Raw genomic sequence first — 20,418 nt, forward strand, 5'->3', positions numbered from 1 at the left:
AGCATATAGGGTCGCGGGGCCGGAAACGGAAGCAAAATGGGCCGCACGCCCCCGGGGACGCGCGGCCCGTTACGGTACGCGCGATCAGTTCGGCGCGGTCGTTACCGTCGTGGTGGTCTTCTCGGTCGTCGTGGCGCGCACCGGCGTCGTACGGCGCACGGTCTTCTTCACCACGCGCGGCTTGGCCTTGGCGACCACGCGTGTCGCCGGCACGGCGGCGGTCTTGGTCGTTTCGGTCGTAACGACGGTGGTCGGCGCAGGGGCCGGAGCGGCGCGGGCGGCGGCGGCATCGGCCTGTGCGGCGCGCGCGGCCTGTTCGGCGGCGGCGGCGCGGGCATTGGCATCCTCCGCCTGTGCGGTCGCGGCCTGGGCCTGGACATTGGCGGATGCCGCCTGCTGCTGCGCATCGACTGCGACGGCGGCGTTCACATTGGCGTTGGCGTTGCGGTTACGTTCCGAAACGCCGATCGCGGTATCGGCCAGTTGCGAGGCGCGATTGGCCTGGGCGATCGCCTCGTCCTTGCGGCTGCTGGCGACATCCTCCTCGGCTGTGCGCAAAGCAGCGGCGGCTTCGGCTTGCAGGCGCGGCACTTCACCGCTCGCGCCGAGCTTGGCAGCGACCTCGACCTTGGCGCGGGCGGCGGCGACCGCTTCGCGCGCACGGTCCATCTTGCCGCGTGCCATGACCGGGCCGGTAGCACCGAACAACAGGGCAGACGCGACGGCGGCGTTGAGCATCGTCTTGTAGCGAGTCATGATTTTTCCTCTCGTCATTATGTCGGCCGCCCAACGACCAATGTCGGGCGGGAGTTCCGTTACGGGGCCGAGCAGCCGAGGCCGACCGGCCCATGAACCGGTCAGAAGCGGTCGGCGCGCTGGCCGAGCAACGTCACTTCGACGCGCCGATTCTGGCGCATGCCGGCGGGCGTCGCATTGGTCGCGACCGGATCGGCCTCGCCATGCCCGACGACCGAAAATCGCGCCCGGACCACGCCCATATCGTCGAACGCGCCACGCACGCTGGCGGCGCGCCGTTCCGACAGATCCTGGTTGTGCGCATCGGTGCCGCGTGAATCGGTATAGCCGTCGATCGACACGCGCACGCCGGATTCGGCACGCAGATAATCGGCGAGCGGGCGCAGTTTGTCGATCGCGCCGGGGCGCAGTTCCGCGCTGTCGGTCTTGAACAGAACGTCCTCCTGCAACCGCAAAGTCGCGCCCCGCGCCGTCTGGCGGAAGCCGTAGCCGCGCATCGCGCCGCGATCCCAACCACCAGGACGTCCGCGATCCTCGACCACGACGACCGTGTCGCGCGTGCGCCAGTCGAAACGGTCGCGACGTGGGCCCGCGATCTGCGCGAACGCCCGGTTGGCCGCCTGCGCCTCGCGCGGCTGGACGCGGCCGTCGCGATTATCGTCGAAATTGCGCATCACGAACGCGCGCCCACGGTTCGTATTGCGCAGTTCGGGGTAGAGCAGGCTTACGCCGGCACCCATCAGGCGATAGTCGCGGTCACCCGGGCGGCCGCCGCCATAATCCCAGCGGCCCTGCGCAAGTGCAGGTGTCGCGGCTCCGGCAATCGCCAGCAAGGCGAGCATCGGCTTGGTAAATCTCGTCATCGCAAATCTCCTCGGCCCCCGCCGAACGTCGGCAATGGGACGAGACGCTTGAACCGCGAATGAGTTCGATCGACAGGCAAGGTTCAGCGGGCCGGCGGCCCGAGCGTGAGCCGGAAGGCGTCGCTACCGAGCCCGTCGAACAGGGCATCCTCGGTGCCGGTCATCCACACCTGCCCCTGCCCCGACAGGCGATCGAACAAGGCCGTGCGCCGCACCGGATCGAGATGCGCGGCGACCTCGTCGAGCAACAGGATCGGCGGATGGCCGGTGCGCGCGGCAACCAGATCGGCATGCGCCAGCACGATGCCGAGCAGCAACGCCTTCTGTTCGCCGGTCGAGCAGAGCGCGGCCGCCTGTCCTTTGCCGAGATGCGTTACCGACAGATCGGTGCGGTGCGGGCCGACCAGAGTGCGCCCGGCGGCGGCATCGCGCCGGCGGCTCTGCGCCAGATCGACGGCGAGCGTCGGGCCGCCGCCGCTCCATCCTTCGAGCGCGAGACCGGCGCGGGCGAACGGCCCCTCCATCTGCGTTTCGAGCGCTTCGGCCAGTGCTGCCACCGTCTCGCGCCTCGCATCGTCGATTGCCGCGCCATGTTCGGCCATCTGCGCTTCGAGCGCCGACAGCCAGTCGGGATCGGGCGGCAGGTCCTCGCCCAGCAACCGGTTGCGCGCGCGCATCGCCGCTTCGTAGCGGTTGCTGTGCACGGCATGGCCGGGGCTGAGCGCAAGCGTCAGGCGATCGAGGAAACGGCGGCGCTCGCCGGCCGGCTCGGTGAACAGCCGGTCCATCGCGGGGGTTAGCCACAACACGGTCAGCCATTCGGCAAGCGCGGTCGCGGCGACGGGTGCGCCCTGGATGCGGACGATGCGGCGTTCGGGGGCGGAAGGTTGGGTGCCGGTGGCGATATCTAAAAGCCCCTCCCCTTCAGGAGCATCAGGTGAACCGCGCCCCGCGCGGTTCAAGTCAGGCCGGGGGCCTGACTGACCTGATGCTGGGTTGGGGTGGGGCAGGGCGGCAATCCCGGTCTCACCAAATTGCGCTGCGCTCTCGACTTCCCCACCCCCAACCCCTCCCCTGAAGGGGAGGGGCTTTAGAGAGGCAGCCACACCGAAACCACCCGGCCCACCCTGCCGCGCCATCTCGCCCAGCGCAGCCCGGCGCAAACCGCGCCCCGGCGCGAGCAGCGACACCGCCTCCAGCACGTTGGTCTTGCCCGCGCCGTTCTCGCCGGTCAGCACGACGAAACCCGGCCCCGGCGCGATCACGGTATCGGCATGGTTGCGGAAATCGGTGAGGACGAGGCGGGCGAGCATTGGCCCGCCTCTTAGCGCAGAATGGCGATCCGTCGCGCGCTTTACGCGGCGAGGCGATCCGCCGGTTGCGCGGCTTTCTCGCGCTGCGTGCTGAGATAGGAGGCCATTTCCTCGCCCAGCCCGACCTGCGCCTTGCGGTACGCGACCGGCGTCAGGATGTTCAGCCGCGCCCGCGCCGCGTCGAGCGGTTCGTGGAGCAACTGCTGGTAATCCTCGCCCGAAATCCACTTCGCCTTGCGGCCATGTCGGTAGCCTTCCCACACCGCCTTGGCGAACAGGCGGCTGCCGGTGACGCGCATGCTCTTCAGCGCGGCGGCGGTGCCGATCAGCGCCCAGCCGAGCCCACCGACCTGCGCGTAGGAAAAGGCGACCAAAGCCGCCTCGCCCATGCTCTCGTCGGCCTTATACCCGGTCAGCACGTGCCAGATGTCGTGCGTGTCGCGCACCCGGCGGCCGAACCAGGCATAGGGATGGAGCAGATCCTCTTCGGCGTTGATCCGGCTGACATCGGCCAGGCCGTCGGCGGAATAGCCGGTACTTTCGAGGAAATGATTGTACGCCGCGCCGACCGTGCCGGGAGCGAATTGCTTCGCATAACCGGGCTGCGCGAAGACCTGCGCGAGCTCGGTGCGCTCATAGGCGAGCCGCCCGCCACGTTCGGTGGCGATAAAGCGCGCATAATTCATCGGCGCATTGCCGACGTTCAGCGCGCGCATGATGCGGAACACCTGAGTCGTATCGTCGCCATTCGCCATCAGCTTCTTGATCGCGTCCATCGCGGTACGCCAATCGCGCCGACCGGTCGTGCCGGGGAATGGGGGAAGCTTGGCCATGTGAGTCGCTCCTTACTAACAATGCTGTAAGTAATGGATCGTTTCCGTTACGTCAATGCCCCGGCAAACGGCGATAGACGATCCGCGAATGCATCCCCACGGGTGCCACGAACGCGGGCGCGTAATCGCGCGCCAGCACGCCTTGCATGTAATTCCAGGTGCGCAGATTGATCGTGCTGAACGTGCTTTCCATCGCCACGACATATTCCGGCTTATGACTCATGATCCGCTGCACCTCGACCAGCGGATCGACGCCGATCGCGCCGTCCTCCACCGAATTGATCAGATGATCGGGGAAGGCCCAGCGCGTCGGCAGGCAGGATCCGGTGAGATGATAGAGGATCGGCTCGGCCGCGAAGACGTACAGGCAATCGTGCAATCGGGGCTTCAGATAATCGGCGATGGCATAGACCGCCTTGCCCCGCCCGCGCCCCTCCTGATGCGTCAGGATCGCGACCGTCGCCAGCACCGTGGCGATGAACCCGACGAACAGCACCGCCGGCACGTGCAAGCGGCGGTGGCGCGTATGGAAATCGACCCCCGCCGCCAGATCGCCCAGCAGCGGCGCACCGGCGATGGCGAGCGGCAGCAGCATCGGCAGCGCATAATGATCGTAGTAACTGCCGAACACCATCACCGCGCCGACCGCGGCGAGCGCCCAGTTGCGCACGAATTTCTGCACGCCGTGCGCGGCCAGTGGCGCGATCCGGCCTGCGTCATCCTTCGGGCGGCAGGACAGATAGGCGACCAGCAGCAGCGGCGAGATCTGCGCCACCATCACGAACCAGCGCATGAACACGGTGCCGTACGCCGGATGCCCGCGCTGGAAGATCGAGGTGAAATTGGCGAAGACGAAGGCGTCGTTATAGCCGCGCGCGGCATAGAAGCCCCAGGCGGCGGCGGTCGGCGCCAGCGCGATGACCATCGAGATCAAGGCCAGCCCGAACAACCCAGCGATCCGCACGCCACGCAGATGCGCGATCCACAACAAGGCGAGGCCGAAGAACGCGCCCTCGAACAAAGCCGGATATTTGATCTGCATCGCCAAGCCCATCAGCGCCATCGCCGCACAGCCCAGGCCGAACTCGCGCGCGCCGAAGCGATCGCGATCGAGGATCCACACGATGCACATCGCCGCCAGCGCCGTGAACAGATTGTAGAATACCGGCGATTGCCCGCCCTCGCCCCCGAACACGCACAGATACAGCAGATAGGTGAAGCCACCGAGCAACGCGCCGCGCCGCGTGGTGAAGCGCAATGCGATCTGCCCGATCACGCACGCCGTCAGCGCGGCGAAGATCGTCGCGACGATCTGATACTGGATGATCCCCACGCCGCCGAGCAAACGGATGCCGGCATAGAGGATGAACAGCCCGACCGGCTTGCGATCCCAGATGTCGATATAGGGCAGATAACCGTGCAGCAGCCGGTCGCCGGTCAACAGATAGAATTGGTCGTCCGGCTGGATCACCGGATTGCCGAACTGGATGCACCGCACGAGCAACGCGAACGCGAGAAACGCCAAGGCTCGCGACGTCGGGTTGTTGCCGAGGCGATCGATCAATCGAACCGGCTGTCCCAGCCCGCCGCCAGCGGCGGGTTCATCACATGCCATCAAATCAACTGATTTCCAGAGGACGTACCGAAGGGCACGCCCCCTGCATCAAACCCGCATCGGCATCAAGACGTACAGCGCCGGACTCTTGTCGTTCTCGCGGATCAAGGTCGGGGCGGCGGCGTCAGCGAGGTGGACTTCGATCGTATCGCCGTCGAGCTGCCCCAGGATATCGAGCAGATAGCGGCTGTTGAAGCCGATCTCGAACCCAAGAGACGTGTATTCACCCGGCACCTCTTCCGCCGCCGTGCCGTTTTCAGGCGACGTGACGGAAAGCGTGATCTTGTCACGATCCAGCGCCATCTTCACCGCGCGGGTCTTTTCCGTCGCGATCGTGGAGACGCGATCGACGCCTTCCTCGAAGCTGCGCGGATCGATCTTCAGGATTTTGTCGTTGCCGGTCGGGATGACGCGGCTGTAATCGGGGAAGGTGCCGTCGATCAGCTTCGACGTCAGCAGCGCCTGGCCCAGATCGAAGCGGATCTTGGTCGGCGACAGCGACACGCCGACCGAACCGTCGATCTCTTCCAGCAGCTTGCGCAGTTCGGCGATGCATTTGCGCGGGATGATCACGTCGGGCATCGATTCCGCGCCATCGGGCCGCGGCAGGGTGATGCGCGCCAGACGATGGCCGTCGGTCGCCGCCGCCTTCAGCACCGGCAGCGGATCGTCCGACACGTGCCAGAAGATGCCGTTGAGATAGTAACGCGTCTCCTCAGTCGAGATCGCGAAGCGCGTCTTGTCGATGATCTGCTTGAGCGTCTCGGCCGGCAGTTCGAAAGACACCGGCAATTCGCCCTCTGCGATCACCGGGAAATCGTCGCGCGGCAACGTGCCGAGCTGGAACTTGGCGCGCCCGGCCATGATCGTCATCTTGCCCTCGGCCGCTGCCAGCGACACCTGGCTGCCCTCGGGCAGCTTGCGCGCGATATCGAACAGGGTGTGCGCCGAGACGGTGGTCGCGCCCGGCGTGTCCACGGCGGCGGCGATCGTCTCGTTGATCTGCAGATCGAGATCGGTCGCCATCAGCTTCAGCCCGCCCTCGGGGGTCGCCTCGATCAGCACGTTGCTGAGGATCGGAATCGTGTTGCGGCGTTCGACCACCGACTGGACGTGGCTCAGCCCCTTCAGCAGGGTTGCGCGTTCGATCGTCGCCTTCATCGTATTTCCCCCGGGCCGCCGCCCAAATTTCGTGCCCGCCGAGCGTATGGAGTCGGGGGTATTGCCGGTCTCCTAACCTTAACGAAAAAAAGGGCCGGAGCAAGCGCTCCAGCCCTTCTTCCGCTGTCCGGAAATCCGGAAATGTCGGATGCGCTTAGAAGCGCACGCCCACGCCAGCCAGAACCTGGTGGCGATCCAGATCGATGTCGTAGCCATCGAGCTTGCCGTAATGCGAGTAGCGATATTCGCCCTTCACATAGGTGTTGCCGCTCAACTTGCGCTCGATCCCCGCACCGACGCGGAAACCGCCGAGATTGTCGCCCTGCTGGATCCGCGCGGTACCGATGCTGTAATCGGTGTTGAAGCGCGCGTTGGTGTAGCCGCCCTTGGCGTACAGCAACGTATCCGGCGACAGGACATAGCCCAATCGTGCACCGGCATAGAGGTCGCGGCCGGCCTTGACGCGGATATTGTCGCCTGCGGTCAGCAGGTTGCTGTTGCGGGTCTTGATCGTCGAACCGGTGATCTCACCCTCGACACCCAGCACGACGCCGCCGACCTGCGCGTCGTAACCGATCGCGCCGCCGTACAGCAGGCCGTTCTTGCCGTTCGAATTGTCCTTGCCGTCGGCGACGCGGTCATAGCCGAGAATGGCTTCGGCACGCGCACCGGTGAACGGAGCCTGCTCGACCGGCACGTCCTGTGCGAAGGCGGGGGCGGCGATGCCGAGGGCCAAAGCGGCACTGGCGGCGGTGATAACGATCTTACGCATTGTGATGACTCCAATTGTGCGACCCGCCGTCTTCGCGGCTGGGATTGGCTAAATAGGCGGGCCCGTTCGAGGTTGCATGAACCTCAGATAAACGCGGAAATCCGTTGCTTTTGCGCCACACGGGGTTGAAGGACGGGCCATGGATACCAATGCCACAATGCCGCCGCACCAGCGCCCAAGGCAGGGCCGCGACTTCATCGCGCGGCATGGCGAAACGGTCTTCAATGCGGCGAAAAGATTGCAAGGCGAGGCAGCGCATACGCCGCTTACTCGCGCCGGATTCGCCCAGGCGGACGAGATGGGCAGGGCATTGCGCGCCGAACTGGGCGCAAAACCGGCGCTGACCCTGTGGTCTTCGCCCACCGGCCGGGCCTTGCAGACGCTGGCGGTGATCGCCGAACATCTCGAACTCGACTGGCACGATGCGAAGACCGACGCGCGGCTGGTGGAAATCGGCATGGGCGGCTGGGGCGGGCGTTATTATGCCGATGTCATCGCCGAAGTAGGGCCGGTGTTCGATCCCACAAACGGCCTGTTGCTCAGCGCACCGGATGGCGAGCGTTACCCCGAGATCGCCGCCCGCGTCGGCGGCTGGGCGCACGATACGGCGGAGGACGAAGGCGACCGGCTCGTCATCATGCACGGAATTTCCAGCCGCGTGCTGCGCGGCGTGCTGACGTTCGCGCCCGACATCGCCGGGTTCGACGCGCCCGCCTTGCCCGGATTGCCACAGGGATCGGTGGTGGAGATCACCGACGACGTGGAGCGGATAGTCCATCTCGGCACCGGTGGCGGGGGGGCGTGAGGCAGACGTTTTTACTTCTCGCGTTGGTCGCCGCGCCGGTGTTCGCGGGCGAAGCGCCAAAGACGTCGTCCAAGATATCGTTGGGCGTGTTCGATCGCTGGGGCGCGTTCAGCGATGCCTCGCCGCAACGCTGTTACGCCATCGCCCAGCCGGTTCAGGCCGGCGGCGCATCGCGCTGGCGCCCGTTCGCCAGCATCGCCACCTGGCCGGCACGCGGCGCACGCAATCAGTTGCACATCCGCCTGAGTCGCGAACGCGACGCCCGCGCGCGCGTGACCTTGTCGGTCGGCGAGCGGCGCTTCGCCCTCCTCGCCGGCTCCGCCGACGCCTGGTCGCCGGACAAGCGCACCGACGCCGCGATCGTCGCCGCGATCCGATCCGGTCGCAGCATGAGCGTGGAGTCGCTCGGCAAAAGCGGCCAGCCCTTCGCCGATGTCTACGCCCTGCGCGGCGCGGCGACGGCGATCGACGCGGCGTCGCTGGGGTGCGCGGGGCGGTAGCTGGAATTTCCCCGCATTTTCGCCTATGTGGCGGCGATGCCCAACACTGCGACTAACCTGATGCCCATCCCGGGGCACATCGACCCCGTGCCCGTTCCGCGCGAATTGAAGCCGCGCGCCGATGGCCGGATCGACCTGCTCGGCCTGACCAAGATGGATCTGCGCATGGCGCTGGAGACGTCGCAGCTCGAGCCGAAACAGGCGAAGTTGCGCGCCAAGCAGATATGGCACTGGATCTACAATCGCGGCGTCACCGAATTTTCGCTGATGACCGACATCAGCAAGACGATGCAGCCATGGCTCGAACAGCGTTTCGTGATCAGCCGACCTGAAGTGGTGGAGGCGCAGGTCTCGACCGACGGCACGCGCAAATGGCTCCTGCGGAGCGATGACGCGCAGGATTACGAGATGGTGTTCATCCCCGATGCGGATCGCGGTACGTTGTGCGTGTCGAGCCAGGTCGGCTGCACGCTCAACTGCCGGTTCTGCCATACCGGCACGATGCGCCTGGTGCGTAACCTGACGCCGGGCGAGATCGTCGGACAGGTGATGCTGGCGCGCGATGCGCTGGGCGAATGGCCGAGCCAGCCCGAGGGACGCATGCTGACCAACATCGTGATGATGGGCATGGGCGAGCCGCTGTATAATTTCGACAATGTCCGTGATGCGCTGAAGATCGTGATGGACGGCGACGGCATCGGCCTGTCGCGCCGCCGCATCACGCTCAGCACATCCGGCGTGGTGCCGATGATGGCGCGCGCCGGCAGCGAGATTGCGGTGAACCTCGCGGTGTCGTTGCACGCCGTGACCAAGGAGGTCCGAGACGAGATCGTGCCGATCAACAAGAAATACGGCATCGAGGAATTGCTGCAGGCCTGCGCCGATTATCCCGGCGCCAACAATGCCCGGCGGATCACGTTCGAATATGTGATGCTGCGCGACAAGAACGATAGCGATGCCGAGGCGCACGAGCTGGTGCGCCTGCTGAAACATTACGACCTGCCGGCCAAGGTGAATTTGATCCCGTTCAACCCCTGGCCCGGCGCTCCGTACGAATGCTCGACGCCCGAGCGGATCAAGTCCTTCTCGAACATCATCTTCGACGCCGGCATCTCCGCGCCGGTGCGCACGCCGCGCGGGCGCGATATCGACGCGGCCTGCGGTCAGTTGAAGACTGCCAGCGAGAAGCAGAGCCGGGGCGATCTCGATCGGCAGGCAGCAGAAAAGCTTGCGCTCCTCGGATAAACACTTGCGGCTGCCAATGTCGATCACAGTATCGGCTATACCCATAGCAACAGCGGCGAAATCGTAGCTGGCGACTTATAGTTACGGTAACCATAGTTCGTACTGTTTTGATACAGGGTAAAAATTGTACGAAATATACAGCGACGGAGCCTCCCGCGCCGGTTAAAGCCCCATTAATTCTTCGGGGGAAGAAGACGTTGTAAAAACGCTTACCGTCGAACATCAAACGCTTTACCATTGGGGAAATACAATGCACGCCATCATGAAAGCCGTTTTTGCCAGCGCTATCTTCGCAGCGATGCCGGCATCCGCCGCAACCTTGGTCAATGGCCTGCCGACCGGCACTCTGAACCAGGGCTATTGGACGAATGAATCCTCCAGCCAGAACTTCCTCGTCAGCTTCACGCTGGCGTCGGCGTCGGACATCACCGGCTTCGAAATTCTCGAAGGCACCGGTTTCTCGACGATCGGCGACGCGCTGCGCATCAAGATTCGCAACGATGTCGCCGGCAGCCCGGCGCTTGCGAATGCGTTCAGCTTCGTGGACCAGATCGATGCCATCTCGACCTATCAAAGCGGCATCCTGAAAGTGACGACCAACTTCGCGCCGATCACGCTGGCCGCCGGCACCTACTGGTTCGGCGTTTCCGGCGCGGGCAACACCCAGGTTTGGGCGAGCTATAACAATGGCGGCCCGGCGTCCCCGACGAACCAGCGTCAGTTGAACGGCGACACGATCGTTTCGACGCCGAGCATCAACAGTCTTGCCTTCACCGTGCTCGGCAATGTCGCGGCCGTTCCGGAACCTGCCACCTGGGGCATGATGATCCTCGGTTTCGGCATGGTCGGCGCATCGGCGCGCTATCGCCGCCGCACCGCCAAGGTGGCCTTCGCTTAACCGGTTCACTCCCTTGTGAACGCTGGGCCGTCGGTCGAAAGACCGGCGGCCTTTTGCTGTGCTTTGGGCGGGGGAGTCCCGAGAGGTTGGACGGGATGCCCCGTCCCCGATCCGTTCGTCCTGCGCGCGTCGAAGCACTATCCTTCGATCGACAAGCGAACAGTTCAGGCACGAAATACGATTCTTCGAAAAGCGCCGCACGGACGGGGCAGGGATTTTGTTCTGACTCAAGTCATGATGCCAGCGGTGAGCGCCAAACCTGAACCCCAAAGAGAAAAGGCCGGGAATTGCGCCCCGGCCTTCTCAAAACCATTAGTCTCTGCCTTACACCCAGATCTTGTCGAGCGCGGACGTGAATGCCTTCATGTCTTCCATCGACCCGACCGTCACGCGCGACACGGTCGGCCATACCGGCCAGGATCGACCGATCTCGACATCGTTCTTGCGGAACGCGATCTGCATGTCCTTGGGAACTTTGGTCTTCCAGTCGATCATGAACATATTGGCCTGGGTCGGGATGACCGTGAGCCCCTTCTTCTTGACGTGATCGATTGCGTAGGCGCGGGCGAACTCCATCTCCTTGCGCCGGAGCGCGATGCCATTCGCATCGAGCAGGCTGGCGGTGGCGCAGGCCAAGCTGGGCAACGGCAAAGCGCCGGACTGCATGCCGCCGTCGTACCGCATCATCTTGCCGATCACGTCGGGCCGCGACATCGTATAGCCCATGCGCATGCCCGCCATCCCGAAGATCTTCGAGAAGGTGCGCATCACGATCACGTCCTTGCCCGCCGCCGCCATGTACGACGCGGTCGGTACGTTCGCGAAATGCGTATACGCCTCGTCGACCAGCACCATCGATCCGGCCGGCTTGTTGGCGAGCAGCCATTCGATATCGGCGAGCGGCGTGACCGTGCCGGTCGGGTTGTTGGGCGTGCAGATGTAATACAGCCCGGCATTGGGATCGGCCGCGAGCATCGCCTTCACGTCGTGCGTGTAATCGGCCTTGAGCGGCACGCGCTTGACCGGCACCTTCAACCATTCGGCGGTGCGCCCGGCGAGTTCGAACGTCGGGTCCGCCGTCACCAGCCCGCGTTCGGGCGAACAGAAGCTGACCACGGATCGCGACAGCGGGTCGCTCGATCCCGGCCACGGCGCAACGTGATCGTACGGCACGCCTTCCACCTGCATCACCGCCTTGATGAAGTCGCCGCGCTCGTCATGCGGCGAATAGCGATTGCCCATGCCGATGATCCGCGACGCCGCCGCGTGGCCGGAGGGCAGCGGCCCGGTCCAGCATTCGTTCGCACCGATGCGATATTTCGAAGTCGGTGCCGGATCCGGCACGCCGCCCGATGCGAAAGCAGGCCGGGTGTAATTGGTGGCGACGATCCCGGCACCGAGCAGGGCGGCGATGCGCCCGAAGTCGCGCCGGCCATACCCCCGGCTCAGCAGATCGTCCTGATTTTCCCGTACCAGCAGGTCATCTTGATTCAACAGGTCGTGCGTCATCGTCCGTTCCCCTCGTCGATTTCGCTCCAGGTCTCTCCATGCTGTATTTTGTTACAGTGTAGGCACGAAAATCCCGCCCGGCAAAATGAATTCTGCAATCGATTCGTCACAAAGTTGCGCTTCGGATATGGGCCGTCCGCAGCCTAGCCTTGACGCGCCCTATCGGGCTACGGCGCGGATCGACACTGGCGGAGCGCGGACATTCTGGATCCCATCACTATCGCGCTCGCGCTCGGCGCCGGGCTGGTCGGCGGCATGATGAATGCGCTGGCCGGCGGCGGTACTTTCGCGACCCTGCCGGCGCTGATCGCGATTGGCCTGCCCGCCAACATCGCCAACGCCACCTCCAACGTCGCCTTGCTGCCCGGTGCGGCGACCAGCGCGTTCGGGTTTCGCGACGAATTGGGGCCAGTCGGCGGGGTAGGGTACAAGTTGCTCGCCGGGATCACCTTCGTCGGCGGGCTGGCGGGCAGCCTGTTGCTGGTCGTGACGCCGAGCCATGCGTTCGACGTGATCATCCCCTGGCTGTTGCTGTTCGCCTTCGTCGTCTTGGCGTTTGGGCAGAGCGCCGCGCGCTGGCTGCATGCCCGCGTCACGATCGGCCCGCGCAGCCTGGTCGCCGCGCAGGCGCTGCTCGGCATCTATGGCGGCTATTTCGGCGGCGGCGTCGGGCTGATGACCACCGCGATCTACGGCCTGCTCGCGGGCGTCACGCCCCGCGCCTTGTTCGCGCCGCGCACCTTGATGCTGGCGGTGGCCAATGCCGCGGCGGCGATCGTGTTCGTCGCCGCCGGCCTGGTCTATTGGGCGGCGTGCCTGCCGATGCTGGCCGGATCGATCGTCGGCGGCTGGCTCGGCGCGAAGGTCGGGCGCCGGCTGCCGCCGGCTGCGGTGCGAGTGTGGACCTTGCTCGTCACCGGCGTGACGACGGCGGTGTTCTTCTGGCGGGCATATGGTTGAAGCTCATTCCGGCCGGCGCAACCGGAACAATTGCGCCTCGCCGATCTCGAAATAGTCGCCCCAGCCGCCGCCGCGCAGGATCGGGTGCGCCTTGGCCGTCTGGTACACGCCGTTCTCGATCAATGCGGGATCGATATGGATGCCGATCGCCTCGCCCAGCACCAGCCATTGGCCGAGTTCGCGCCCTTCCTTCGTCTCCAGCCGGATCAATTGCGTCAGCCGGCATTCGAATGCCACCGGGCTGGCCGCGACGCGCGGCGGCGCGACGAGGCGGGAGGGCGCGGCCTCCAGACCGGCGCGGACGAACTCGTCCTCCTTGGCGCCGGTCGAGGTCTCGTTCATTGCCTCGGCCAGCGGACGGGTGACGAGATTCCAGACGAACTCCTTTGTCTCGGCGATATTGGCGACGCTGTCCTTCCAGCCCATCGATGAAAAACCGATCAGCGGCGGCGCGTAATTGAACAGATTGAAGAAGGAATAGGGCGCCACGTTGCGCACGCCCGCCGCGCTGACCGTGCTGATCCAGCCGATCGGGCGCGGCGCGACGATCGCGTTGAGGGGATCGTGCGCAAGGCCGTGGCCATCGGCCGGCTGGTAGAAATACGGATCTGGCATGCGCGACGGGTCCTTCGGTAACGCTGTTCAACGGATGGGCTTACCCGCTATGTAACCGAACGCGCGACCGGCACGAATGAGGGCAAAGATGGAAAATTCGACGTCCCCCGATCCGCTACCCGATCCCCTGACTGCTCCGGCGCGGTCGATCTATCGCCACCGCCTGACGACGCGGATCTGGCATTGGCTGAACGTCGTCACGATCTTCATCATGATCGGCAGCGGGCTGACCATCCTGAACGCGCATCCGCATCTGTATTGGGGCGCGTACGGCGCGAATTTCGATTCCGCCTGGCTGCACACGCCGCATTGGCCGAGCTATCTGACCATTCCGGCCGGCTACAATCTCGCGATCGCGCGGCGCTGGCACCTGACCTTCGCCTTGGTCTTCGCGTTCGGTCTGCTGTTCCTGATGGTGTCGAGTCTGATCAACCGGCATTTCCAGCGCGACCTGCGCGTGCGTCTGGCCGAGTTGCGCCCCGCCGCCCTGCTTCACGATCTGAAGGAACATCTCGCCTTCCGCTTCCACGATCCGAAGCACCCGTCCGCGTACAATATCTTCCAGAAGCTGTCTTACGTGCTCGTCATCTTCATCCTGATCCCGCTGATGATCCTTACCGGTCTGACCATGTCGCCGGGTATGAATGCGGCCTGGCCGTGGCTGCTGGATGTCTTCGGCGGGCGGCAATCGGCGCGCTCGATCCATTTCATCGCCGCGTTCGGGCTGGTCGCCTTCATCATCGTGCATCTGACGCTCGTGATCCTCGCCGGGCCGATCAACGAGGTGCGATCGATGATCACCGGGCGCTGGACCGTGCCGCCGGAGGACGAGGCATGACCATTCTGACGAGACGCACGCTGATCGGCGGTGCCGCGGCCTCGGCCGGGCTGCTGCTCGGCGGGTGCGACAGGTTCGCGCAGAACGAGCAGTTCCGCCAGATCCTGTTCTCGGGCGAGAAGATCAACCAGCATCTGCAACGCGCGCTGACCGACCGCGATGCGCTCGCACCCGAATTCCGCCCGGACCAGATGTCGCCGCGCTTCCGCACCAACGGCACCGCCAATCCCGGCACGCCAGCGTATAACGCGATGGTCGCGGAGAATTTCGCTGGCTGGAAGTTGAAGGTCGGCGGGCTGGTGACGCGCCCGCTCGATCTCTCGCTCGCGCAGCTGCGATCGATGCCGTCGCGCACCCAGATCACGCGCCACGATTGCGTCGAGGGCTGGAGCGCGATCGGCAAATGGCATGGGCCGACGCTGAAATCGCTGCTGCAGACCGCCGGCATCCGGGCAGACGCGCGCTACATTGTGTTCACCTGCGCCGATCTCTACAGTGGCGCGAACTATTACGAATCGATCGATCTGATCGACGCCTTCCACCCGCAGACCATCCTCGCCTGGGCGATGAACGACGCGGTGCTCAGCGTCGGCCACGGTGCGCCGATCCGCCTGCGCGTCGAGCGCCAGCTCGGCTACAAACAGGCCAAATATGTCATGGCCGTGGATGCCGTAGCGTCGCTGGCCGGCATCGGCCAAGGCAAAGGCGGATATTGGGAAGATCGCATCGATTACGATTGGTATGCGGGCATTTGATCGTTCCGTTTGAGGGCCGGGGTCGTTACGAAAGCAGGTCATGGCCCTGATCGATCTGTTCCTCTCGCGCCGCGTGAAGCGCGGGCAACTCACCGTCCACCACGCCGACGGCAAGACTTCGCACTTCGGCACGCCGGACGCCGCCTTCAACGACGTTACGATGCGCTTCACCGATACGGGCGCGGCGAATTTCATCGTGCGCAATCCGGGGCTGGGCGCGGCCGAGGCCTTCATGGACGGCCGGCTCGTGATCGAACACGGCGATATCCGCGATCTCGTCAACCTGCTGGCCGGCAATGGTCCGTGGGAAGCGGGCGGGCGTGGCCTGAAGCCTTCTCCCGCCCGCCGCGCGGTCGCCGCCGTCACGCACCGGCTCAACCGCATCAACATGGCGCGCAAATCGAAGCGCAACGTGGCGCATCACTACGATCTCAGCGATCGGCTCTACGATCTCTTCCTGGATGCAGACCGGCAATATAGCTGCGCTTATTATACCGATCCCGCCAACAGCCTCGAACAGGCGCAGGCCGACAAGAAGGCGCACATCGCGGCCAAGCTGGCATTGAAACCGGGCATGAAGGTGCTCGACATCGGCTGCGGCTGGGGCGGGATGGCGCTGTATCTGTATGTCAAGACCGGCGTCGAGGTGCTGGGCATCACCCTGTCCGAGGAACAGCTGAAGGTCGCCAGGCGTCGTGCGGAGGAAGCGGGCGTGGCCGATAAGGTCAAATTCGAATTGATCGACTACCGCCACGTGACGGGACAGTTCGATCGTATCGTTTCTGTCGGCATGTTCGAACATGTCGGCCCGGCGCATTACCGCGCCTTCTTTCGCAAATGCCGCGAACTGCTCACCGAAGATGGCGTGATGCTGCTTCACACGATCGGCCGGATGGGCGCGCCGGGCGTCACGGACGATTTCACCGCGAAATACATCTTTCCCGGCGGCTACAGCCCGGCGCTGTCGGAAATCGTCCGCGGTTATGAGGGGATGCGCATGTTCCCGACCGATATCGAGGTGCTGCGGCTGCATTACGCCTACACCACCGACGCCTGGTACGATCGCGCGGTGGCCGCGAAGGACCAGATCGTCGCTTTGTACGACGAACGCTTCTACCGCATGTGGACCTTCTATCTGGCGGGCGCGAGCCAGGCCTTCCGCTATGGCGGGCTATGCAACTATCAGGTGCAGTTGACGCGCAGCCGGCTCGCCGTGCCGATCACGCGCGATTACATGTTCGAGGAAGAGCGCCGGCTGAGGGGATAGATCGCCGGCATCCACCCCAGCCCCGTCCGTGCTGAGCCTGTCGAAGCACTGCCTTTTCTTGGTGCGTCACATATTGAGGCACGAAGAAGTACAGTCCTTCGACAGGCTCAGGACGGACGGGGTTTATTCAAACGCATCCCGGACTCAGTGCCCCGCTTGCGGCCCGCGCTCCAGCCCGCTTGCCGCCAGTTGCGCGTCGATCATCGCCAACAGCCGGTCGAGCGCGGCCTGATCCTTGGCCTCGGCCCGCGCGACCAGCACGTCCTGCGTGTTCGACGCGCGCAGCAGCCACCAGCCGTCCGGCGTGTTCACGCGCGCGCCATCGGTGCGATCGACATCGGCACCCTCGGCCTCGAGCCGGTCGAGCACTTCGTCCACCACCGCGAACTTGCGGCTTTCATCGACCTGGAAACGCATTTCTGGCGTGTTGACCAAAGCCGGCATCTCGCCACGGATTTCGGTCATCGACTTGCCGATCATGTGGACCGCGCGGATCAGGCGGACGGCGGCATATTGCGCATCGTCGAAGCCGTAATATTCGTGCGCGAAGAAGATGTGGCCGCTCATCTCGCCGGCGAGCGGCGAATCGGTTTCCTTCATCTTGGTCTTGATCAGGCTGTGGCCGGTCTTCCACATTAGCGGCGTGCCGCCCAGTTCGGCGATCCGGTCGTAGAGCATCTGGCTCGCCTTCACGTCGGCGATGATCGTGGCGCCAGGCAGTTCCTTCAACACCGGCACGGCCAGAATGGACAGCAGCTGATCGCCCCAGATCACGCGGCCCTCGCCGTCGATCGCGCCGATCCGGTCGCCGTCGCCGTCGAAAGCCAGTCCGAAATCGAGCTTCTTCTCGGCGACAAGCGCCTTCAGATCGGTGAGATTCTTCTCTTCGGTGGGATCGGGGTGATGGTTCGGAAAATTGCCGTCCACATCGGTGAACAGCAGATGATGCTCACCCGGCAGCAGCTTGGTGAGCTTCTCGATCACCGGGCCGCTGGCTCCGTTGCCGGCATCCCAGCCGATCCGGTACGCGCCACCGGCATAACCGGCCATCAGCCGCCCGACATAATCGTCGACGATATCGACCTCGCTGACGGTGCCTTCGCCCTCTTCCCAATCGCCCGCCTCGGCCAGCTTGGCCAGATCCTGAATGTCGGCACCGAAGAACGGCTTGTGCTGCAGCACCATCTTGAAGCCATTGTAATTGCCGGGATTATGGCTGCCGGTTATCTGAATGCCGCCATCGACCTCAAGGATCGCCTCGGCATAATATAGCTGCGGCGTCGGCCCCATGCCGGTGCGCACCACGTCCACGCCGCCCGCCGTCAGCCCGGCGATCAGCGCCGCTTCCAGCTCCGGCGAGGAGATCCGCCCGTCATAGCCGACCGCGACGCGCGTGCCGCCGACGCGGCGCACGCGCGTGGCGAAACCGCGACCGATCGCATTGGCGTCCGCCGTGCCCAGGGTTTTGCCGACGATACCGCGGATATCGTATTCGCGCAGGGACGTGGGGTCGAAACGGTGCGTCATCGGGGCTCCTCGGGAAAGACAGGCTCGACACGCTGAAAAGCGCGCGGCGTGAATAAGTTCAACTCTTATGCGGCAACATTCTAACGCTTCAACAACAGGTCGCGCGCGGCGTTGAGCCGGCTGGCGAGATCGGCCGATCCGCCGCGATCGGGATGCACCGCGCTCATCAGCCGGCGGTGCGCACTGCGGATCGCCTCCGCATCGGCCGCTTCGCCCACGCCCAGAAGCGATCGCGCCTCGGCCTCGGCATAGGTCGGGCGGATGACTTTCGGGGGCGGCCGGCGCACGGGCTTGCGCAGCAGCAGCCAGCCAGCAAACAGAATCAACCCGACGAGAAGCAGCTTCGACATCAGGCGAAGAGCGGCATGTTCGCGGTGTTCGTGATCTCCGGCAGCGCCAGCGCGGCCATCATCTCGCGCAATTCCTGCCGCGCGGCGACATGGCTGAGGCCCATCTCGCCGAAATCGCGCGCGTCGAGCATCGTCAGCCCCTTGGGAAACAGTTCGCGATAGATCACGCGCTCGCCCAGACCCGGAATGATCCGGAACCCCACGCGCTTGGCCAGCTGGTCCAACGCCTCCGACACGCGCCGCATGTTGCGCGCCTCGATATGCTGGACGCGGTTGCGCAGCACGACCCAGTCGATCGTCGATCCGTCCGCCTTGGCGCGGGCCTTGCGCGCATCCCAGATCAGTTCGGCATAGAAGCTCGGCCGCGTCACCTTGTACGTATCGGGATCGACCTGACCGATCAGATCGAAATCGACGAAACTGTCGTTCATCGGCGTCACCAACGTGTCAGCACGCTGCGCCGCCATCCGGGCGAAGCGGTCGTCGCGGCCCGGCGTGTCGATCACCAGGAAATCGCTGCCCTCGGACAGCGCATCGAACGTCTCGGTGAAGCGCGCCAGACTCTCGCCGTCATGCGTCGCGTGACGCGGGATTGCGAGATCCTTGCCCGATCGCCGCTGCGTCTCCGCGCGCAGGTCGAGATAACGCCCCGTGGTGCGCTGGCGATGATCGAGATCGAATGCCGCCACCCGCGCGCCGCGCGTCTGCAGCGCGATCGCGACATGCACCGCCGTGGTCGATTTGCCCGTCCCGCCCTTTTCGTTGGCGAAGACGATGATGTGTGGCTTTTGCGCAACCGTCGTCACTTCGAAAACTTGCCCCCGGTGCCTGCTTGGTTGCTAGGTCGATAGGCCCCCCATAGAAGGCCCGGCCACCCTTGTCCCCGAACCCTTATCGAAGGCCCCGCGCACGTGCAAACCATCCGTACCCTCGAACTGCTCCGTGACGGGATCGCCGCGCTGCGCGAGGTTGGGGGTGGGAGCGGCAACCGGATCGCCCTGGTGCCGACGATGGGCGCGTTGCACGCCGGGCACATCGCGCTGATCGAGGCGGCCAAGCGCCCCGGCACGCGCGTGGTGGCGTCGATCTTCGTGAACCCCAAGCAATTCGGCGCGAACGAAGATCTGTCACGCTATCCCCGCAAGGAGAAGGCCGACACGCGCATGCTGACCGAGGCGGGCTGCGACCTGCTCTGGATGCCGCCGGTCGAGCTGATGTACCCGGCCGGGTTCGCCACCAACGTCTCGGTCGCCGGGGTCAGCGAAGGTCTGGACGGTGCGGCGCGGCCGGGGCATTTCGATGGCGTGGCGACGGTGGTGAGCAAATTGTTCAACCAGGTCCGCCCGGACGTCGCTCTGTTCGGCGAGAAGGATTTCCAGCAACTCGCCGTCATCCGCCGCATGGTCGCTGATCTCGACATGGGAATCGAGATCGTCGGCGTGCCAACGCAGCGCGAGGATGACGGCCTGGCGCTGTCCTCCCGCAACATCTATCTCGACGAAAGTGAACGCGCCCGCGCCGTCGCTCTGCCGCGCGCATTGGGTGTGGCGGCAAAGGCGATCGCCAAGGGCGACGATACCGAAGACGCGCTGAACGCGGCGCGCGAGGCGCTGATCGCGGCGGGCTTCACGATCGATTATGTCGAGCTGGTCGATGCCGAGACTCTGGGCACGCCGGAAGCCACGCGCGAACGCCGCCTGCTCGCCGCCGCGAAGATCGGCACGACGCGGTTGATTGACAATCTGGCGATTTCCCCGATCGAATAGCGCCGATTTCCGCCGGTTCGTTCATATTCTGTTTGTTCTTTTACCCCAAAGAACCGAATCGGTTTTGCAT

General features: G+C 64.9%; 20 protein-coding genes and 1 pseudogene. 9 read left to right on the plus strand and 12 right to left on the minus strand.

Annotated elements, in window-relative coordinates; genetic code table 11:
* Window positions 1-84: 84 nt before the first annotated feature.
* From U1738_RS10490 to U1738_RS10520, 7 genes are all read right to left on the minus strand, one after another.
* On the minus strand, window positions 85-756 hold the full coding sequence (locus tag U1738_RS10490) for a hypothetical protein (RefSeq protein ID WP_332789004.1): 672 nt from the start codon (window positions 754-756) through the stop codon (window positions 85-87).
* 101 nt (window positions 757-857) lie between these two features.
* Entirely contained in the window at window positions 858-1,619 is a 762-nt protein-coding gene (locus U1738_RS10495) for an OmpA family protein (protein ID WP_332789005.1), read from the minus strand.
* An 83-nt stretch (window positions 1,620-1,702) separates the two neighbouring features.
* On the minus strand, window positions 1,703-2,932 hold the full coding sequence (locus U1738_RS10500; protein WP_332789006.1) for a DNA replication/repair protein RecF: 1,230 nt from the start codon (window positions 2,930-2,932) through the stop codon (window positions 1,703-1,705).
* A gap of 41 nt (window positions 2,933-2,973) precedes the next feature.
* Entirely contained in the window at window positions 2,974-3,765 is a 792-nt protein-coding gene (locus tag U1738_RS10505; protein ID WP_332789007.1) for a Coq4 family protein, read from the minus strand.
* A gap of 52 nt (window positions 3,766-3,817) precedes the next feature.
* Window positions 3,818-5,380 (minus strand): ArnT family glycosyltransferase, encoded by a 1,563-nt coding sequence (locus tag U1738_RS10510; protein WP_332789008.1) that lies wholly within the window; start codon window positions 5,378-5,380, stop codon window positions 3,818-3,820.
* 48 nt (window positions 5,381-5,428) lie between these two features.
* Window positions 5,429-6,541 (minus strand): DNA polymerase III subunit beta, encoded by a 1,113-nt coding sequence (gene dnaN / locus U1738_RS10515; RefSeq protein WP_332789009.1) that lies wholly within the window; start codon window positions 6,539-6,541, stop codon window positions 5,429-5,431.
* A gap of 154 nt (window positions 6,542-6,695) precedes the next feature.
* Window positions 6,696-7,313, minus strand: coding sequence for an outer membrane protein (locus U1738_RS10520; protein ID WP_332789010.1), 618 nt, complete (start codon window positions 7,311-7,313; stop codon window positions 6,696-6,698).
* 139 nt (window positions 7,314-7,452) lie between these two features.
* On the opposite strand from U1738_RS10520, the gene U1738_RS10525 reads away from it, so the two are divergent.
* The 4 genes and pseudogenes from U1738_RS10525 to U1738_RS20295 form a co-directional block, all read left to right on the plus strand.
* Window positions 7,453-8,118 carry a histidine phosphatase family protein gene (locus U1738_RS10525; protein WP_332789011.1) on the plus strand — a complete coding sequence of 222 codons (666 nt, stop codon included), beginning with the start codon at window positions 7,453-7,455 and terminating at the stop codon, window positions 8,116-8,118.
* A complete protein-coding gene (locus U1738_RS10530; protein ID WP_332789012.1) occupies window positions 8,115-8,618 on the plus strand; it encodes a hypothetical protein in 504 nt (167 codons plus the stop codon). Before U1738_RS10525 ends, U1738_RS10530 begins: the two co-directional genes overlap by 4 nt.
* Window positions 8,619-8,654: 36 nt before the next feature.
* Window positions 8,655-9,863, plus strand: coding sequence for a dual-specificity RNA methyltransferase RlmN (gene rlmN / locus U1738_RS10535; RefSeq protein WP_332789013.1), 1,209 nt, complete (start codon window positions 8,655-8,657; stop codon window positions 9,861-9,863).
* A gap of 784 nt (window positions 9,864-10,647) precedes the next feature.
* Window positions 10,648-10,761: pseudogene (locus tag U1738_RS20295) on the plus strand (PEPxxWA-CTERM sorting domain-containing protein); the annotation flags it as partial.
* A gap of 324 nt (window positions 10,762-11,085) precedes the next feature.
* On the opposite strand, the gene U1738_RS10545 reads toward U1738_RS20295, so the two are convergent.
* Window positions 11,086-12,270, minus strand: coding sequence for a pyridoxal phosphate-dependent aminotransferase (locus U1738_RS10545; RefSeq protein WP_332789015.1), 1,185 nt, complete (start codon window positions 12,268-12,270; stop codon window positions 11,086-11,088).
* A 243-nt stretch (window positions 12,271-12,513) separates the two neighbouring features.
* Between U1738_RS10545 and U1738_RS10550 the strand changes: the two genes are divergently transcribed.
* A complete protein-coding gene (locus U1738_RS10550) occupies window positions 12,514-13,230 on the plus strand; it encodes a sulfite exporter TauE/SafE family protein (protein WP_332789205.1) in 717 nt (238 codons plus the stop codon).
* A 3-nt stretch (window positions 13,231-13,233) separates the two neighbouring features.
* Here the strand turns inward: U1738_RS10550 and U1738_RS10555 are convergent, their stop codons facing one another.
* Window positions 13,234-13,845, minus strand: coding sequence for a flavin reductase family protein (locus U1738_RS10555; RefSeq protein ID WP_332789016.1), 612 nt, complete (start codon window positions 13,843-13,845; stop codon window positions 13,234-13,236).
* An 88-nt stretch (window positions 13,846-13,933) separates the two neighbouring features.
* Here U1738_RS10555 and U1738_RS10560 point away from each other — a divergent pair, with 88 nt between their 5' ends.
* The 3 genes from U1738_RS10560 to U1738_RS10570 are packed head-to-tail and all read left to right on the plus strand — an operon-like array spanning window position 13,934 to window position 16,705.
* A complete protein-coding gene (locus U1738_RS10560) occupies window positions 13,934-14,683 on the plus strand; it encodes a cytochrome b/b6 domain-containing protein (protein WP_332789017.1) in 750 nt (249 codons plus the stop codon).
* Window positions 14,680-15,438 carry a molybdopterin-dependent oxidoreductase gene (locus tag U1738_RS10565; RefSeq protein WP_332789018.1) on the plus strand — a complete coding sequence of 253 codons (759 nt, stop codon included), beginning with the start codon at window positions 14,680-14,682 and terminating at the stop codon, window positions 15,436-15,438. Before U1738_RS10560 ends, U1738_RS10565 begins: the two co-directional genes overlap by 4 nt.
* 40 nt (window positions 15,439-15,478) lie before the next feature.
* On the plus strand, window positions 15,479-16,705 hold the full coding sequence (locus tag U1738_RS10570; RefSeq protein WP_332789019.1) for a class I SAM-dependent methyltransferase: 1,227 nt from the start codon (window positions 15,479-15,481) through the stop codon (window positions 16,703-16,705).
* 144 nt (window positions 16,706-16,849) lie between these two features.
* Here U1738_RS10570 and pgmG read toward each other — a convergent pair whose 3' ends face one another.
* From pgmG to U1738_RS10585, 3 genes are all read right to left on the minus strand, one after another.
* Window positions 16,850-18,232 carry a phosphoglucomutase/phosphomannomutase PgmG gene (gene pgmG / locus U1738_RS10575; protein ID WP_332789020.1) on the minus strand — a complete coding sequence of 461 codons (1,383 nt, stop codon included), beginning with the start codon at window positions 18,230-18,232 and terminating at the stop codon, window positions 16,850-16,852.
* A gap of 80 nt (window positions 18,233-18,312) precedes the next feature.
* On the minus strand, window positions 18,313-18,582 hold the full coding sequence (locus U1738_RS10580; RefSeq protein ID WP_332789021.1) for a J domain-containing protein: 270 nt from the start codon (window positions 18,580-18,582) through the stop codon (window positions 18,313-18,315).
* Window positions 18,582-19,388, minus strand: coding sequence for a division plane positioning ATPase MipZ (locus U1738_RS10585; RefSeq protein ID WP_332789022.1), 807 nt, complete (start codon window positions 19,386-19,388; stop codon window positions 18,582-18,584). The genes U1738_RS10580 and U1738_RS10585 overlap by 1 nt, the downstream gene beginning before the upstream one ends.
* A gap of 105 nt (window positions 19,389-19,493) precedes the next feature.
* Between U1738_RS10585 and panC the strand changes: the two genes are divergently transcribed.
* Complete coding sequence (gene panC, locus U1738_RS10590; RefSeq protein WP_332789023.1) at window positions 19,494-20,348, plus strand: pantoate--beta-alanine ligase; 855 nt, start codon at window positions 19,494-19,496, stop codon at window positions 20,346-20,348.
* Window positions 20,349-20,418: the final 70 nt, after the last annotated feature.

The organism is Parasphingomonas caseinilytica (genome assembly GCF_036663755.1).
GTDB lineage: Bacteria > Pseudomonadota > Alphaproteobacteria > Sphingomonadales > Sphingomonadaceae > Sphingomonas.

Excerpts from the sequence above, each read along its gene's own strand:
- U1738_RS10505 (WP_332789007.1), bottom strand. The coding sequence starts at position 3,765 with ATGGCCAAGCTTCCCCCATTCCCCGGCACGACCGGTCGGCGCGATTGG.
- U1738_RS10560 (WP_332789017.1), top strand. The coding sequence starts at position 13,934 with ATGGAAAATTCGACGTCCCCCGATCCGCTACCCGATCCCCTGACTGCT.
- rlmN (WP_332789013.1), top strand. The coding sequence starts at position 8,655 with ATGCCCAACACTGCGACTAACCTGATGCCCATCCCGGGGCACATCGAC.
- U1738_RS10520 (WP_332789010.1), bottom strand. The coding sequence starts at position 7,313 with ATGCGTAAGATCGTTATCACCGCCGCCAGTGCCGCTTTGGCCCTCGGC.
- U1738_RS10495 (WP_332789005.1), bottom strand. The coding sequence starts at position 1,619 with ATGACGAGATTTACCAAGCCGATGCTCGCCTTGCTGGCGATTGCCGGA.
- U1738_RS10570 (WP_332789019.1), top strand. The coding sequence starts at position 15,479 with ATGGCCCTGATCGATCTGTTCCTCTCGCGCCGCGTGAAGCGCGGGCAA.
- U1738_RS10565 (WP_332789018.1), top strand. The coding sequence starts at position 14,680 with ATGACCATTCTGACGAGACGCACGCTGATCGGCGGTGCCGCGGCCTCG.
- U1738_RS10490 (WP_332789004.1), bottom strand. The coding sequence starts at position 756 with ATGACTCGCTACAAGACGATGCTCAACGCCGCCGTCGCGTCTGCCCTG.
- U1738_RS10510 (WP_332789008.1), bottom strand. The coding sequence starts at position 5,380 with ATGGCATGTGATGAACCCGCCGCTGGCGGCGGGCTGGGACAGCCGGTT.
- dnaN (WP_332789009.1), bottom strand. The coding sequence starts at position 6,541 with ATGAAGGCGACGATCGAACGCGCAACCCTGCTGAAGGGGCTGAGCCAC.
- pgmG (WP_332789020.1), bottom strand. The coding sequence starts at position 18,232 with ATGACGCACCGTTTCGACCCCACGTCCCTGCGCGAATACGATATCCGC.
- U1738_RS10545 (WP_332789015.1), bottom strand. The coding sequence starts at position 12,270 with ATGACGCACGACCTGTTGAATCAAGATGACCTGCTGGTACGGGAAAAT.
- U1738_RS10525 (WP_332789011.1), top strand. The coding sequence starts at position 7,453 with ATGGATACCAATGCCACAATGCCGCCGCACCAGCGCCCAAGGCAGGGC.
- U1738_RS10580 (WP_332789021.1), bottom strand. The coding sequence starts at position 18,582 with ATGTCGAAGCTGCTTCTCGTCGGGTTGATTCTGTTTGCTGGCTGGCTG.
- U1738_RS10500 (WP_332789006.1), bottom strand. The coding sequence starts at position 2,932 with ATGCTCGCCCGCCTCGTCCTCACCGATTTCCGCAACCATGCCGATACC.
- U1738_RS10555 (WP_332789016.1), bottom strand. The coding sequence starts at position 13,845 with ATGCCAGATCCGTATTTCTACCAGCCGGCCGATGGCCACGGCCTTGCG.